A 14,388-nucleotide genomic window follows, 5' to 3' on the forward strand; every position below is an offset into this window, starting at 1 on the left:
TATGTCAGGCCAAAACCGCACTATCAGGATGCTCCAGTGATTCCCTTGCTATCCCGCCTATCCCTTCCCCTGCTCCTGGTCATGACCATGAGTGCGTGCGATCACGCGCCGCGCTTCACTAAAGCCGAGCCGGGGGAAGCGTTGTCAGGGGGAAGCGCGACGGTGAACAAGACGGACCGGAATGCTTTTTCTCTGCCCTCAGCCAATCTTTCGCCAGTGCGGCGTCTGGATTTCAGCGTCGGCAATAGCTTTTTTCGCAGCCCGTGGGTGATCGCGCCGTCGACCACCACCGCCCGTGACGGCCTGGGCCCGCTGTTCAATACCAACGCCTGCCAGAACTGCCACATCAAGGACGGCCGCGGTCATCCACCCGCGCCAGGCGACAGCAATGCGGTGTCGATGCTGGTGCGCCTGTCGATCCCCAATGACCCCGCCTACTCCACACTCATCGAGCAATCGGGCGTGCTGCCCGAGCCCGTGTATGGTGGGCAATTGCAGGACATGGCGATCCCTGGCGTGGCACCGGAAGGCAAAGTGCGCGTCGACTACGACCTGCTGCCAGTCACCTTCAAGGACGGCACGCGGATCGAATTACGCCAGCCCAAACTGCAGATTACCCAGCTCGGCTATGGCCCGATGCACCCCGATACCCTTTTTTCCGCGCGGGTCGCACCGCCGATGATTGGGTTGGGTCTGTTGGAGGCGATCCCGGAGGCGGCAATTCTGGCCAACGCCGATGCTCAACACAAACAGAACAATGGCATTGCCGGGCGCGCCAACCGGGTCTGGGACGATGCACAACAGAAAATTGTGCTGGGGCGATTTGGCTGGAAAGCCGGGCAGCCGACTCTCAACCAACAAAATGCGCACGCCTTCTCGGGTGATATGGGCCTGACCACTCGCCTCAAAACCGTCGATGACTGCACCGCGACCCAAGTCGACTGTCTCAATGCGCCAACCGGTAAAGGTCCTGAGGGCGAACCGGAGGTCAGCGACAACATTCTGCGTCTGGTACTGTTCTACAGCCGCAACCTGGGAGTGCCCGCACGACGGGATGTCGACAACCAACAGGTGCTGGCCGGCAAGACTCTGTTTTATCAAACAGGCTGTCAGCAGTGTCATACGCCACAGTTCACCACCGGTGCCAACGCCGCCGAACCCGAACAGGCCAATCAAGTGATCCGCCCTTACAGCGATTTGTTGCTGCATGATATGGGCGAAGGGCTGGCCGACCATCGCAGCGAATTTCAAGCCACTGGCCGCGACTGGCGCACTCCTCCGTTGTGGGGCATTGGCCTGACAGAAGCCGTCAGTGGTCACACACAGTTTTTACACGACGGTCGTGCTCGAAACCTGCTTGAAGCAGTGCTCTGGCACGGCGGCGAAGCGCACGCCGCGCAGCAACAGGTATTGGCGTTTAACGCCGAACAACGCACGGCATTATTGGCGTTTTTGAACTCTCTTTAACGATGTACTCCCTATTGACGAGAAGAGGAGCCGGACATGTTCCGCCCCAAACTGTTATTCACCAGCCTGGCCGCCTTTGCCATCGCCGCCTGCTCGCCACAAGACCCACAGGCCGTGACGTCTGCCGCCATCGCCAAGCAAGTGATCCTGCCAACCTACAGTCGCTGGGTCGATGCCGACCGTCAGTTGTCGATCAGCGCCTTGGCGTTCTGTCAGGGCACATCAGACCTGGACACCGCCCGCGCCGACTTCCTGCACGCGCAAAAAGCCTGGGCTGAATTACAGCCATTGCTGATTGGTCCATTGGCCGAAGGCAACCGCGCCTGGCAAGTCCAGTTCTGGCCTGACAAAAAGAACCTGGTGGGGCGCCAGGTCGAGCAATTGGTCAGCGCACAACCGCAGATCAATGCCGACGCACTGAGCAAGTCCAGCGTCGTGGTGCAGGGCCTTTCGGCGTATGAATACATCCTGTTCGACGCCAATGTCGACATGGCCAACGCCGAGCAAAAAACCCGTTATTGCCCCCTGCTGATCGCTATCGGTGAGCGCCAGAAAGCGCTGGCCGAGGAGATCCTGACCGGCTGGAACAGCACTGATGGCATGCTCGCGCAACTGAGCAAGTTTCCCAATCCGCGTTACGCCGACGCCCACGAAGCCATCGCTGAATTGCTTCGGGTGCAGGTCACTGCGCTGGACAGCCTGAAGAAAAAACTCGGCACGCCATTGGGTCGTCAGACCAAGGGCATACCACAGCCGTTCCAGGCCGACGCCTGGCGCAGCAAAGCATCGCTCAGTAGCCTGGAAGCCAGCTTGATCAGCGCCGAGACGGTGTGGTCTGGCGTCGACAACCACGGCCTGCGTGGCCTGCTGCCCGCCGAACAAAAACCACTGGCCGACAAAATCGATGCTGCTTATGCCGCCAGCCGCCACCTGCTTTCTGCGTTGAAACCTCCGTTGACCGACCTGCTCGCCACAGACGCTGGTCGTCAGCAGCTCAATGCCTTCTACGACAGCCTCAACGCCCTCCATCGCTTGCATGAAGGCGAACTCGCCAAGGCGCTGGGTATCCAGCTTGGCTTCAACGCAAATGATGGTGACTGATATGTTGCGACGTCAGGCCCTGGCCCTTGGAAGTCTGCTGCTCGGCGCCTGTACCCTGGGCGGCTGGACACTTTTTCAGCAAAAGGGGTTTCGGCAAAAAGGCACGAGCCCTTTGCTGCTTTCCGCTCGGGACGATGGCAACGGCCAGCACTATGCCGTGGGTTATCGTCTGGACGGCGGCCAGGTCTTCGCCACTCAGGTCGGCCAACGTTGCCATGACATCATCAATCACCCGGACCTGCCCTTGGCGCTGTTCGTCGCGCGCAGGCCCGGGACGCAAAGCTACCTGATCGACTTGCGTGACGGTCGTTTGCTCCAGACCATTACGTCCCGGCCCAACCGGCACTTCTACGGCCACGCCGTCATTCACAAAAGTGGCGAATGGCTGTACGCCACTGAAAACGACACCACCGACCCGGGACGCGGGGTGCTGGGCGTCTATCAGTTCGTCAACGAACGCCTGGTGTTCAGTGGCGAAATACCCACCCACGGCGTCGGCCCTCATCAGGTGTCGTGGATGCCCGACGGCGAAACCCTGGTGGTCGCCAACGGCGGGATTCGCACCGAAGCCGAAAGCCGGGTCGAGATGAACCTCAATGCCATGCAGCCCAGCCTGGTGCTGATGCAGCGCGATGGCACCCTGTTGAGCAAAGAAACCCTCAGCCAGTCGATGAACAGCATCCGCCATCTGGCCATCGCCAGCGACGGCACGATTATCGCGGGGCAGCAGTTCATGGGCGAGGCACACGAGTCGTCTGAACTGCTGGCGATCAAACGCCCCGGCCAGCCCTTCGTGGCGTTCCCGGTGGTCGACAGCCAATTGCAGGCGATGAATCACTACACCGCCAGCGTTGCCGTGCACAGCGAACTGCGTCTGGTGGCCCTCACCGCGCCGCGCGGCAACCGCTTTTTTATCTGGGACCTGGACAGCGGCGAAGTGCGTCTCGATGCGCCACTGCCCGACTGCGCAGGCGTCGGCGCAGTCGCGGATGGTTTCGTCGTCACCTCAGGCCAGGGACGCTGCCGATTCTACGATTGTCGGCAAACAGAGCTGCTGGCACAGCCTCTTGAATTGCCAGCGGGCCTCTGGGATAACCATCTGCATCTGGTTTGATGCAGGGCCAGCGAAGCTGGCTTATCCTGCATCAGCACACCCGTAACTCCAGCAGTATCGCCCCGAGGCAACACCGGGGCAGCGGGACTCATGTGCTCACCCGATTCAACGGTCTTTCCAAGGAAGTGGAATATGCTGCGTCGCCGGATGCTGATCATGCTGGGGGTTGTGCTGCTCGTGGTGCTGAGCCTCGGGGGCTATAAAGCCTTTTCCGTCTATCGGCAGATCCAGGTATTCGCCACGCCCAAACCGCCCATCAATGTTGCCGTCGTGACCGCCAACGAACAACCGTGGCAGAGTCAGCTCCCGGCTATTGGCACCCTCAAGGCCTTGCAAGGGGTCGATCTGAGCCTGGAGATTGCAGGGACGGTCAAGGCCCTGCAGTTCGAGTCCGGGCAAAAGGTCACTGCTGGTCAGCTGCTCCTGCAACTGGACAGCGATGTTGAAAAGGCGCTGTTGGGCACCGCTGAAGCTGAATTGGGCCTGGCGAAGATTGAGCACGGGCGTGGCAGCCAATTGGTCGGCAGCCAGGCGATCTCCAAAGGTGATTTCGACCGGCTCGCCGCGCAGTTGAAGAAAGCCTATGCCTCGGTCGCCCAATTAAATGCCGCGTTGGCGAAAAAAAGCATCCTCGCCCCCTTCAGCGGCACCATCGGCATTCGTCAGGTGGATGTCGGTGATTACCTCGCGAGCGGCACGATGATCGCTACGTTGCAGAATTTGAGCAGTTTGTACGTCGACTTCTATGTGCCTGAGCAAGCGGTGCCGAAACTGGCGGTTGGCCAGATCGCGCAGGTCACCGTAGCGGCCTATCCGGCACAGACTTTTGAAGCGAAAATCAGCGCAATCAACCCGAAAGTCGATGACGCCACGCGCAACATCCTGGTCCGCGCCACGCTGCCAAACCCTGGCGGCGAGCTGCTGCCAGGGATGTTCGCCAGCCTGCACGTATTGCTACCCGGCGCCAACACCCGCGTGGTGGTCCCGGAAAGCGCGATCAGCTATACCCTCTACGGCAATTCGGTGTATGTCGTGGTGCCGAAAAAAACCGCCGGGGGCGAGCCCGAAAAAGACGCCAAAGGCGAGCCGCAATGGACCGTGGAGCGGCGCTTCGTCGAGACGGGCGAGCACCGCAACGGTCGAGTGGTTGTCAGCAAGGGCCTGAACGCCGGTGAGCGGGTGGTCAGCGCCGGCCAGCTCAAACTGGACACTGGAGCCCATGTTGCCATCAGTGCCGACAAGACACTGCAAGCCGAACAGAACAGCCAGCCACGCGTTGACTGATCAAGGAATTCTTCATGGCGTTTACCGATCCGTTCATCCGTCGTCCGGTGCTGGCCACCGTCATCAGCCTGCTGATTGTGCTCTTGGGCTTCCAGGCGTTCAGCAAGCTGACCATTCGCCAATACCCGCAGATGGAAAATGCCCTGATCACTGTGACCACGGCTTACCCCGGGGCCAACGCAGAGACTATCCAGGGCTATATCACCCAGCCGTTGCAACAGAGCCTGGCCAGCGCCGAAGGCATCGATTACATGACCTCGGTCAGTCGTCAGAACTTTTCCGTGGTGTCGATTTATGCACATATCGGTGCGGACAGCGACCGACTCTTCACCGAACTGCTGGCCAAGGCTAACGAGGTCAAGAACAAGCTGCCGCAAGACGCTGAAGACCCGGTACTGAACAAGCAGGCGGCCGACTCAACCGCCCTGATGTACATCAGCTTCTACAGCAGCGAATTGAGCAACCCACAGATCACTGACTACCTGTCACGGGTGATTCAGCCCAAGCTTGCGACCCTGCCGGGCATGGCCGAAGCAGAGATTATCGGCAATCAGGTCTTTGCCATGCGCCTGTGGCTCGACCCGGTGCGCCTCGCCGGTTACGGCCTGACCGCCAGTGATGTCACTGCTGCCGTACGCCGTTACAACTACCTTTCCGCAGCCGGCGAAGTACGAGGCGAATACGTGGTTACCAGCATCAATGCTGCCACCGAATTGAAGTCTGCCGAAGCCTTTGCCGCCATCCCGCTGAAAATATCGGGCGACCGTCGCGTGCTGCTCGGCGATGTCGCCCGCGTGGAAATGGGGGCGGAAAACTACAACGCGATCAGTTCTTTCGATGGCACGCCGTCGGTCTATATCGCTATCCGCGGCACGCCCAGTTCCAACCCGCTGGACGTGATCAAAGAAGTGCGCAAAATCTTGCCGGAACTGGAAACCCAGTTGCCGCCCACCCTGAAAATTTCCATTGCCTATGACGCTACCCTGTTTATTCAGGCATCGATTCATGAAGTGGTGAAAACCCTGATCGAAGCGGTGCTGATCGTAATTGTCGTGGTGTTCCTGTTCCTCGGCGCCCTGCGTTCAGTGCTGATTCCGGTGATTACCATTCCGTTGTCGATGATCGGCGTGTTGTTTTTCATGCAGCTGATGGGCTACTCGATCAACTTGCTGACCTTGCTTGCGATGGTGCTCGCGATCGGGCTGGTGGTGGACGATGCAATTGTCGTGGTGGAGAACATCCATCGGCATATCGAGGAGGGAAAAACGCCGTTCAACGCGGCCATCGAAGGCGCCCGGGAAATCGGGATGCCGGTGGTGTCGATGACGCTCACCCTGGCAGCCGTCTATGCGCCCATCGGTTTCCTTCAAGGCCTGAGCGGGGCGCTGTTCAAGGAGTTCGCCCTGACGCTGGCGGGCGCGGTGGTTATTTCGGGGGTGGTCGCGCTCACGTTGTCGCCGATGATGTGCGCCCTGCTGTTACGTCACAACGAGAATCCTCGCGGCCTGTCGCACAAACTTGATCAGACCTTCGGGCGCCTCAAGGCCCGCTACCAACGCATGCTGCACGGCACGCTTAATACCCGGCCCGTGGTGCTGGTGCTTGCCTTGATCGTGTTATGCCTGATTCCGGTGCTGCTCAAGTTCACCAAGTCGGAATTGGCGCCCGATGAAGACCAGGGCATCATTTTCATGATGGCCACGTCGCCACAACCGACCAATCTCGACTACCTGAACGCCTACACCGATGAGTTCATCGAGATCTTCAGGACGTTTCCCGAGTATTACTCATCGTTCCAGATCAACGGTTTTGACGGGGTGCAGACCGGCATCGGCGGTTTCCTGCTCAAGCCGTGGAACGAGCGCAGTCGCACACAGATGCAGCTTCTGCCGGAGCTGCAGGCCAAGGTGGCGAAGATCGCGGGCTTGCAAGTGTTCGGTTTCAACCTGCCGTCGCTGCCAGGCACGGGCGAAGGCCTGCCCTTCCAGTTCGTGATCAATACGCCGAACGACTATGAGTCGCTGCTGCAAGTGGCCACCCGGATAAAGACGCGCGCGACCGAGTCAGGCAAGTTTGCCTTTCTCGATATTGATCTGGCCTTCGACAAGCCCGAGGTGGTGGTCGATATCGATCGGGCCAAGGCGGCGCAGATGGGCGTGTCCATGCTGGATCTGGGCGGCACGCTGGCGACATTGCTCGGTGAAGCGGAGATTAACCGTTTCACCCTTGATGGCCGCAGCTACAAGGTCATCGCGCAAGTCGAGCGACCGTATCGGGACAACCCTGACTGGCTGAATAATTACTACGTGAAGAACAACAAAGGCGAACTCCTGGCACTGTCGACGCTGATCAAGGTCAGTGACCGGGCCAAGCCCCGCCAATTGAATCAGTTTCAGCAGCTGAATTCGGCGATTATTCAGGGCGTACCTATTGTCAGCATGGGCGAGGCCATTGAGACCGTCCGCCAGATCGCAGCAGAAGAAGCACCGCACGGTTACGCCTACGACTATGCGGGCGCTGCGCGGCAGTTCGTGCAGGAAGGCAATGCCTTGTGGATGACCTTCGCCCTGGCACTGGCGATTATTTTTTTGGTACTGGCGGCGCAGTTCGAAAGCTTCCGAGACCCATTGGTCATTCTGGTGACGGTCCCGCTATCGATCTGTGGGGCGCTGATTCCGTTGTTTCTGGGGCTGTCGAGCATGAACATCTATACCCAGGTGGGGCTGGTGACGCTGATAGGGCTGATCAGCAAGCACGGCATCCTGATCGTTGAGTTCGCCAACCAATTACGCCGCGACAAGGGGCTGAGCGCCCGCGAAGCAATCGAAGAGGCCGCTGCAATTCGTCTGCGCCCGGTATTGATGACCACGGCTGCGATGGTATTTGGCATGGTGCCGCTGATTCTTGCTACAGGCGCCGGAGCAGTCAGCCGTTTCGACATCGGCACCGTGATTGCCACGGGAATGTCGATTGGTACGCTGTTCACGTTGTTCGTGCTGCCCTGCGTGTATACGCTGCTGGCGGCGCCTGACAAGAAGGCTGATCTGGCCCTCAATCTGTAGAAACCAAAAGGCTCCGTAAAAACGGAGCCTTTTGGTTAACGAAGGTTTTCAATTTTCTTGTCTCATCCCTTGAGTCAAGCCATAGATCAACAGTAATAGATCATGATCGGGCTTCATCGACTCCTGCACCTTGGCCACCCGTGGCAAGAGGCATCGATCCTCGCCATGTTGCGCACTCAATATCTTGGGCCCAGGTTGCTCCCAGAGGGTCAGCGCCAAGGATGCGATCCCTAAAGCCCCCACCAAAAACAAACCTCGGGCTATTTCGAGTTTCATTAGTGTAAGCCTTTGATAGCGCTGCCAAACGCTGTCTCGTAAAAGTAGACGAGTTTCTGCCAATCCGTTGCACTGAACGACGAATGGCGACGCAGTTGTTTCATGTCATGTTGCGCGGCACTGTTGGCGGTCCAGCGACGTCGACACTTCTCGAGATCCAGCAGCGCGACCTCGACATTGGCGTCAGGCCCGTCACCCGTCACCCGCACAAACACATGCTTGCTGTACAAGCAGCTGTGCTGCCAGCGTCCCAGATGCATGCGCGCCAGATTGAGCGCAATCTCTTGAAGCATCCGTTCGTGCAACGCTTCGCCGTATCGCTCGCGTCCACCGGCGGCATACCAGTTATCGATTTCATCAAAACCGTCGAGCGCCGCTGTCACCAGCAAGGCGCGCCACTGCTTGTTCGAGTCGCGCTCGGCGCCGGCGTAAACCAACGCCGGCACGCCCACATTCAGCTGCCGCAACCCGTCCAGTGCATCGCGCTCACGCAACACTGTGGGCCGACCAAAAGGATGTAACCAACTGCGATAGATATGGCCGGTCTGACGTTTGATGTAGAGCAGCCCTCCGTTGGCAGGCATCACACGTTGCACACCACTTTCGCCACCGCGACGAAGATTGGGTTCTTCAACCCACTCACCTCGCAAGCTCCAGAAGTACGCGAAACGATCCTGAGCTGCAACATTCGGTTCTGCTACAAAGTCCACCGCCATCCTGTTACCTCTTGCGCAATAAAAAACTCAGCCTCACCCGCTGGGCTCACACACACAGCAAAGCCAACGTGGGACAGTCTGCGGGCGAAACTGTTCCCGTGTTTTTGCAAATATGTTCGAGCATGCAGCTGATCGTGCATGCTTGATTAATCCAGCGCTACCCGCCTGCGGCCTCAAACCGATGCAGGCAAAGGTAGCGCGTACACTGTCATCTTCAGGTCGTGCTCATGTGAAATTTTCGTCCCTTGGCGGGCGAAAATATTACAAGGCATTGCGAGCACCAAATGGTGGCATTGGGCCGCAACCTGCAGAACTCAGCGTGGCGCTATCTTCAGATCAACGCGAAAGCGACAGCCATTGGGCTCCATGTTGCTCAGACTGACGCTCCAGCCCTGGTTTTCACAGATACGCTGGACCAGTGAAAGCCCCAAGCCCAAGCCTTCACCTCGTTGCTCGTTGCCGCGCACGAACGGCTGGAACATGGCTTCACGCTTTTCCTCGGGAATCCCGACACCGCTGTCCTCAACCACAAAGCCTTCAGCTTCCAGCGTAAGCCGGATAAACCCTTGGTCGGTGTAATGCAATGCATTGCGCAGCAAGTTGCCCATCACCGCATGAAGGAAGGTAGCGTTGTAGCAGGTCGTCGAAGGCTGACCCGGCTCGAATAACAGCGTCAGCCCCTTACTTTCAATGGGCTCGCGCCACAAAGAGATCAATTGCTCAGCCACGGCATCAAGGGAGACCTTCGGCGCCATGCCAGCATCTTCACGCTGAGTACGCGCCAACATGAGGAAGGTCTGCACCAGATCGCGCATTTCCTCACAGGCCCGGGCAATGCGCTCGACCTGAGCACGCGCGCGCTGATCGAGGGCAGGGTTTTCCAGGAGCAGCTCGCAGGAGCTGGCGAGCACCATCAACGGCGTACGCAGCTCATGGCTGACGTCACTGGTGAACAAGCGCTCACGCGTAAGGGCCTGACGCAAACGCCCCAACGTCGCATCGAAGGCCACTGCCAGCTCGCCCACTTCATCGGCGGCATAGTCTGGCGCCAGGGGCGGTGCCAGCCCCAGCAGTTGGTCGCGGTGCCGAACCTGCCGGGCCAGCCTGACCACAGGGGCCATTACTTTACGTGCCAATATCCAGCCCAGGAACACCGCCAGCGCCAGCGCCAGCACGAACCCCACCAGCGCCACGGCGAACAGCACCCGTTCACGCTCTTCAAAATCGCTCTGATCCTGCAACAGCACGTAACGGCGCCCGTCGACGATTTCCACCATGGCGTGGTAAGAAAGGTCATTGCGAAACACTTCGTGAAACCCTGGGTCCAGATGCCGTAAATCTTTGGGCAACTCGAAATCGCCACGACCGTTGCTGAAATAGAACAACTGGTCTGGCTCAGGGCGATGGCTCCAGTCGCTGACGCTGTCCATCAACAGCAAGCGGTTGAGGTCGCCCCCAAGGCCTGCGGAGATCAGCTTTTCTTCGACCACATGGACGGTCGCCACGATCCCCAGGGCGAACGACCCCGCCACCAATGCACTCATCAGCGCAAAGGCGATGATGATCCGCTGGGCAAGGCTCTGTTTAAACTCCATCACGGCCCTCGGCCAATCGGTACCCCACGCCATGCACCGTTTGCAGCAGCGGCTTGGCAAACGGCTTGTCGATCACCTGGCGCAATTGATGCACATGGCTGCGCAGGCTGTCGCTGTCCGGGCAATCGTCGCCCCATAAAGCCTCTTCAAGAATCTCCCGGCGCAGCACATGCGGGCTTTTCTGCATCAGCACCGCTAGCAGTTTGAGGCCGACAGGGTTGAGTTTGAGCAGGCGCCCTTCACGCGTCACTTCCAGGGTGTCGAGGTCGTAAATCAGGTCGGCGACCTGCAAGGTGCGACGGCCGCCACCTTGGGTCCGGCGCAATACCGCTTCGATTCGCGCGGCGAGTTCGGACAGGGCGAAGGGCTTGAGCAGGTAATCGTCGGCACCGGAGCGGAAGCCTTGCAGCCGGTCGTCCAGTTGATCGCGCGCGGTCAGCATAATCACCGGGGTATCGCGTCGAGCATCCTCACGCAGACGCTTGCACAAGGTATAGCCATCAATGCCGGGCAGCATGATATCCAGCACGATCAGGTCATAATGCTCGGTGGCCGCCAGGTGCAAACCGGAAAGCCCATCCTGCGCGCAGTCGACGGTATAGCCCTTCAAACCCAGGTAATCCGCCAGGTTCGCCAGGATGTCGCGGTTGTCTTCAACCAGCAGAATTCGCATGAAGCACTCTCTCTGTATGCTGTTAAGGCCTTTGAAACTGGCGCAGCTTAAGGCGAAGTGACGCGCTCGACCAGATCTAACAGTCAGCCGGGCCTAGCCAGAAAAGAGACATGGTCGCAGGTTCACACCTACTTAACGATTTTTTCACTATCGGTTCACAACCGCATTACAGTGTCGCGGTCAAACTTTGGCCATTGCTACAAGGAATTAACAATGCGGTTTACCCTATCGGCGCCACTGCGCTATTTGCTTCTACTCACCACTACCTGGTTTGCGGTCTTCCTGTTAACACGGTCCGTTTTGCTGATCAGCCATCTGAATGAGGCCGGTAGCAACCCGTTGTCGATCTTTGGGATCGGCTTGCTCTACGACCTGAGTTTTCTCGCCTACGCCGCGCTGCCCTTGGGCCTGTACCTGTTGTTCTGCCCTCCCGCGCTCTGGCGGTCACGTGGACACCGCTGGTTTCTCCAGGGCGTACTGAGCGTCAGTATTTTCATCATGCTCTTTACCGCCGTTGCAGAATGGCTGTTCTGGGACGAGTTTGGTGTGCGCTTCAACTTCATCGCGGTCGACTACCTGGTGTACTCCGATGAAGTGTTGAACAACCTGCTTGAGTCTTACCCGATTGGCACGTTACTGGGCATCCTCGCGCTGATTGCCATTGGCCTGAGCGTTGCCCTGCACACGCCACTCAAACGTGCGTTCAATGCTCCATTACCGACAATGCGCAAGCGCCTGACCGGGGCCTTTTGCCTGATCGCAGTCGCCGGCCTGAGCCTGCAACTGGTCGATCAGGACAGCCCTCGAGGTCAAGGTGGCAACGCCTACCAGCACGAGTTGGCCAGTAACGGTCCATACCAGTTCTTCGCCGCATTCAGGAACAACGATCTGGATTATCAGCAGTTCTACAGCAGCTTGCCGGTCGATCAGATCGCCAAACAGATGCGGGCCGAACTCAGCGAACCGAATGCGCAGTTTATCGGCACCGACCCACTGGATATCCGACGCATGATCGTCAATCCAGGCACGCCGCGTCAGCCCAATATCATTTTGGTCACGATCGAAAGCCTGAGCGCCAAATACCTGGGCAGCAATGGCGATAAGCGCAACCTCACGCCCAACCTCGATCAACTGCGCAAGCAAAGCCTGTACTTCAATAACTTCTACGCCACCGGCACCCGAACTGACCGGGGACTGGAAGCCATTACCCTGTCGATTCCGCCGACGCCGGGGCGCTCGATCGTCAAACGTGTGGGCCGTGAAAGCGGCTTCGCAAGCCTCGGGCAACAGCTCTCGGCCATTGGCTACGACAGCGTGTTCGTCTACGGGGGGCGCGGTTACTTCGACAACATGAATGCGTTCTTCAGCGGTAACGGCTATCGAGTTGTCGATCAGAGCAGTGTCGATGAGGCGCAGATCCACTTCAAGAACGCATGGGGCATGGCCGATGAGGACCTGTACCGACAAACGCTGAACCTGGCTGATGCCGACTTCGCCAAGCAGAAGCCCTTTTTGCTGCAACTGATGACCACCTCCAATCATCGCCCTTATACCTACCCTGAAGGCCGAATCGATATCAAATCGGGCAACGGTCGCGACGGTGCGGTGAAGTACACCGATTACGCCATCGGTCAGTTCCTCAGTGAAGCCCGTCAAAAGCCGTGGTTTGATAACACCATCTTCGTATTTGTCGCGGACCACACTGCTGGGAGCGCGGGCATCGAAGACCTGCCGATCACCAATTATCAGATTCCGCTGTTTATCTATTCGCCCAAGCTGATAGAAGCCCGCGAGTCGTCGCAACTGGCCAGCCAGATCGATCTGGCCCCCACGTTGCTAGGGCTGTTGAATCAGGGTTACCAATCGACGTTCTTTGGTCGTAACTTGCTGCAGGAAAATTCACTCCCCGCCCGGGTCGTGGTCGGAAATTATCAACATCTGGGGTTGTTTGATGGCAAGGATCTGGCCATTCTCAGCCCGCGCAAAGGGATCCGCCGCCATGACCAGGCGCTGCAGGAGAGTCGTGAGTCCAGTGCAACCGCTACCGACCCGCTGATACTGCGAGGTATTACCTATTACCAAACCGCAAGCTATGGCTTCAAACATCAATTGTTGGGGTGGAAACCGTCTCAGGACCCGTCCGCGGTGAGTACCCAGCAATAACCACGCTCCAGGCTGATGGGTCTGGGGCTTTTATCTACACGCTCAGGATCTGTCATGCCGTCTCTTTCTGCCCGACCTTACTCTCGCCCACTCAATCTTTGGGTGGGTTTGGGTATTCCACTGATTACAGCGGTCGTTCTAATTCTGCTGGAACTGACCTCCCTGGATATGGATATCGCCAAACTAGCCTATAACCCGGAAACGGGGGGCTTTATAGGTCGGCACAGTTACTTTCTTGAGGACATCCTTCACGATCGCGCCAAGCAGGCCGTGATTCTGCTCAGTCTTTGTGCCCTCGCGGCCTTTGCAGGCGCATTTTTTGTGCAGCGCCTGAAACCGTGGCGTCGTGAACTGGGTTGTCTGGTGTTGTCCATGGCGCTGTCCACTAGCTTCGTGACACCCATCAAAGTCGTCACCTCAGTGCAATGCCCATGGAGCCTGACTGAGTTCGGCGGCCAGGAAACCTACAGCGAGTTGCTGAGCCCTCGTCCTGCGACCGACAAACCTGGGCGCTGCTGGCCCGGCGGTCATGCTGCAACCGGCTTTACCTTGTTCGCACTGTTCTTCGCCTTGCGTGATCGCCGTCCTCGCATGGCACGAGCCGCACTGGTATTTGCCTTCAGCCTGGGCACGATTTTCTCGATTGGTCGAATGTTGCAGGGCGCGCACTTCTTCTCTCACAACGTCTGGACAGCGGTGTTCTGCTGGCTGATTTGCCTGGGCTCGTATTACGCCGTGCTGTACCGGGTCCCGAAAAAGGTCGCGGTGAGTCAACCGCTAGTGGCTGAGGCCGGTCAAGCCTGATTCTGTAAGGTGGATCAGGTTAGTCAGCTTGCCCGGCAAGCCTGATCCCACAAGACCTTGGTAACCATCAGGTTCGACAGACATAAAAAAACCCCGCACAAGGCGGGGTTTTTTATGGGAGGGGTAAAGCTGG

Annotated in this window: 11 protein-coding genes; 7 read left to right on the forward strand and 4 right to left on the reverse strand. The window is 58.4% G+C overall.

The window, feature by feature from the left end; genetic code table 11:
• The first annotated feature begins 81 nt into the window (after window positions 1-81).
• The 5 genes from K0F75_RS12745 (at window position 82) to K0F75_RS12765 (ending at window position 8,028) form a co-directional block, all read left to right on the forward strand.
• Window positions 82-1,467: a di-heme oxidoredictase family protein gene (locus K0F75_RS12745; RefSeq protein ID WP_257604363.1), complete on the forward strand. Its 1,386-nt coding sequence runs from the start codon at window positions 82-84 to the stop codon at window positions 1,465-1,467.
• A gap of 36 nt (window positions 1,468-1,503) precedes the next feature.
• Complete coding sequence (locus K0F75_RS12750; protein WP_219062221.1) at window positions 1,504-2,568, forward strand: imelysin family protein; 1,065 nt, start codon at window positions 1,504-1,506, stop codon at window positions 2,566-2,568.
• Window position 2,569: 1 nt separating this feature from the next.
• Complete coding sequence (locus K0F75_RS12755) at window positions 2,570-3,682, forward strand: DUF1513 domain-containing protein (RefSeq protein WP_219062222.1); 1,113 nt, start codon at window positions 2,570-2,572, stop codon at window positions 3,680-3,682.
• Window positions 3,683-3,814: 132 nt separating this feature from the next.
• Window positions 3,815-4,966, forward strand: coding sequence for an efflux RND transporter periplasmic adaptor subunit (locus K0F75_RS12760; protein WP_219062223.1), 1,152 nt, complete (start codon window positions 3,815-3,817; stop codon window positions 4,964-4,966).
• 14 nt (window positions 4,967-4,980) lie between these two features.
• Window positions 4,981-8,028, forward strand: a complete 3,048-nt coding sequence (locus K0F75_RS12765; protein WP_219062224.1) for a multidrug efflux RND transporter permease subunit — start codon at window positions 4,981-4,983, stop codon at window positions 8,026-8,028.
• 48 nt (window positions 8,029-8,076) lie between these two features.
• Here the strand turns inward: K0F75_RS12765 and K0F75_RS12770 are convergent, their stop codons facing one another.
• From K0F75_RS12770 to colR, 4 genes are all read right to left on the reverse strand, one after another.
• Window positions 8,077-8,304: a hypothetical protein gene (locus K0F75_RS12770; RefSeq protein ID WP_219062225.1), complete on the reverse strand. Its 228-nt coding sequence runs from the start codon at window positions 8,302-8,304 to the stop codon at window positions 8,077-8,079.
• Entirely contained in the window at window positions 8,304-9,020 is a 717-nt protein-coding gene (locus K0F75_RS12775) for a lipopolysaccharide kinase InaA family protein (RefSeq protein ID WP_219062226.1), read from the reverse strand. Before K0F75_RS12775 ends, K0F75_RS12770 begins: the two co-directional genes overlap by 1 nt.
• A 314-nt stretch (window positions 9,021-9,334) precedes the next feature.
• Window positions 9,335-10,615 carry a HAMP domain-containing sensor histidine kinase gene (locus tag K0F75_RS12780; protein WP_219062227.1) on the reverse strand — a complete coding sequence of 427 codons (1,281 nt, stop codon included), beginning with the start codon at window positions 10,613-10,615 and terminating at the stop codon, window positions 9,335-9,337.
• On the reverse strand, window positions 10,605-11,288 hold the full coding sequence (gene colR / locus K0F75_RS12785; RefSeq protein WP_219062228.1) for a two-component system response regulator ColR: 684 nt from the start codon (window positions 11,286-11,288) through the stop codon (window positions 10,605-10,607). Before colR ends, K0F75_RS12780 begins: the two co-directional genes overlap by 11 nt.
• 213 nt (window positions 11,289-11,501) lie before the next feature.
• On the opposite strand from colR, the gene K0F75_RS12790 reads away from it, so the two are divergent.
• Both K0F75_RS12790 and K0F75_RS12795 read left to right on the forward strand, forming a co-directional pair.
• Window positions 11,502-13,451: an LTA synthase family protein gene (locus K0F75_RS12790; RefSeq protein ID WP_219062229.1), complete on the forward strand. Its 1,950-nt coding sequence runs from the start codon at window positions 11,502-11,504 to the stop codon at window positions 13,449-13,451.
• A gap of 54 nt (window positions 13,452-13,505) precedes the next feature.
• The gene (locus K0F75_RS12795; RefSeq protein WP_219062230.1) at window positions 13,506-14,255 is read left to right on the forward strand and encodes a phosphatase PAP2 family protein; all 750 of its coding nucleotides are present in this window, start codon (window positions 13,506-13,508) and stop codon (window positions 14,253-14,255) included.
• The last annotated feature ends 133 nt before the right edge of the window (window positions 14,256-14,388 follow it).

It is taken from the genome of Pseudomonas sp. UMAB-08 (genome assembly GCF_900095225.1).
Classification (GTDB): domain Bacteria; phylum Pseudomonadota; class Gammaproteobacteria; order Pseudomonadales; family Pseudomonadaceae; genus Aquipseudomonas.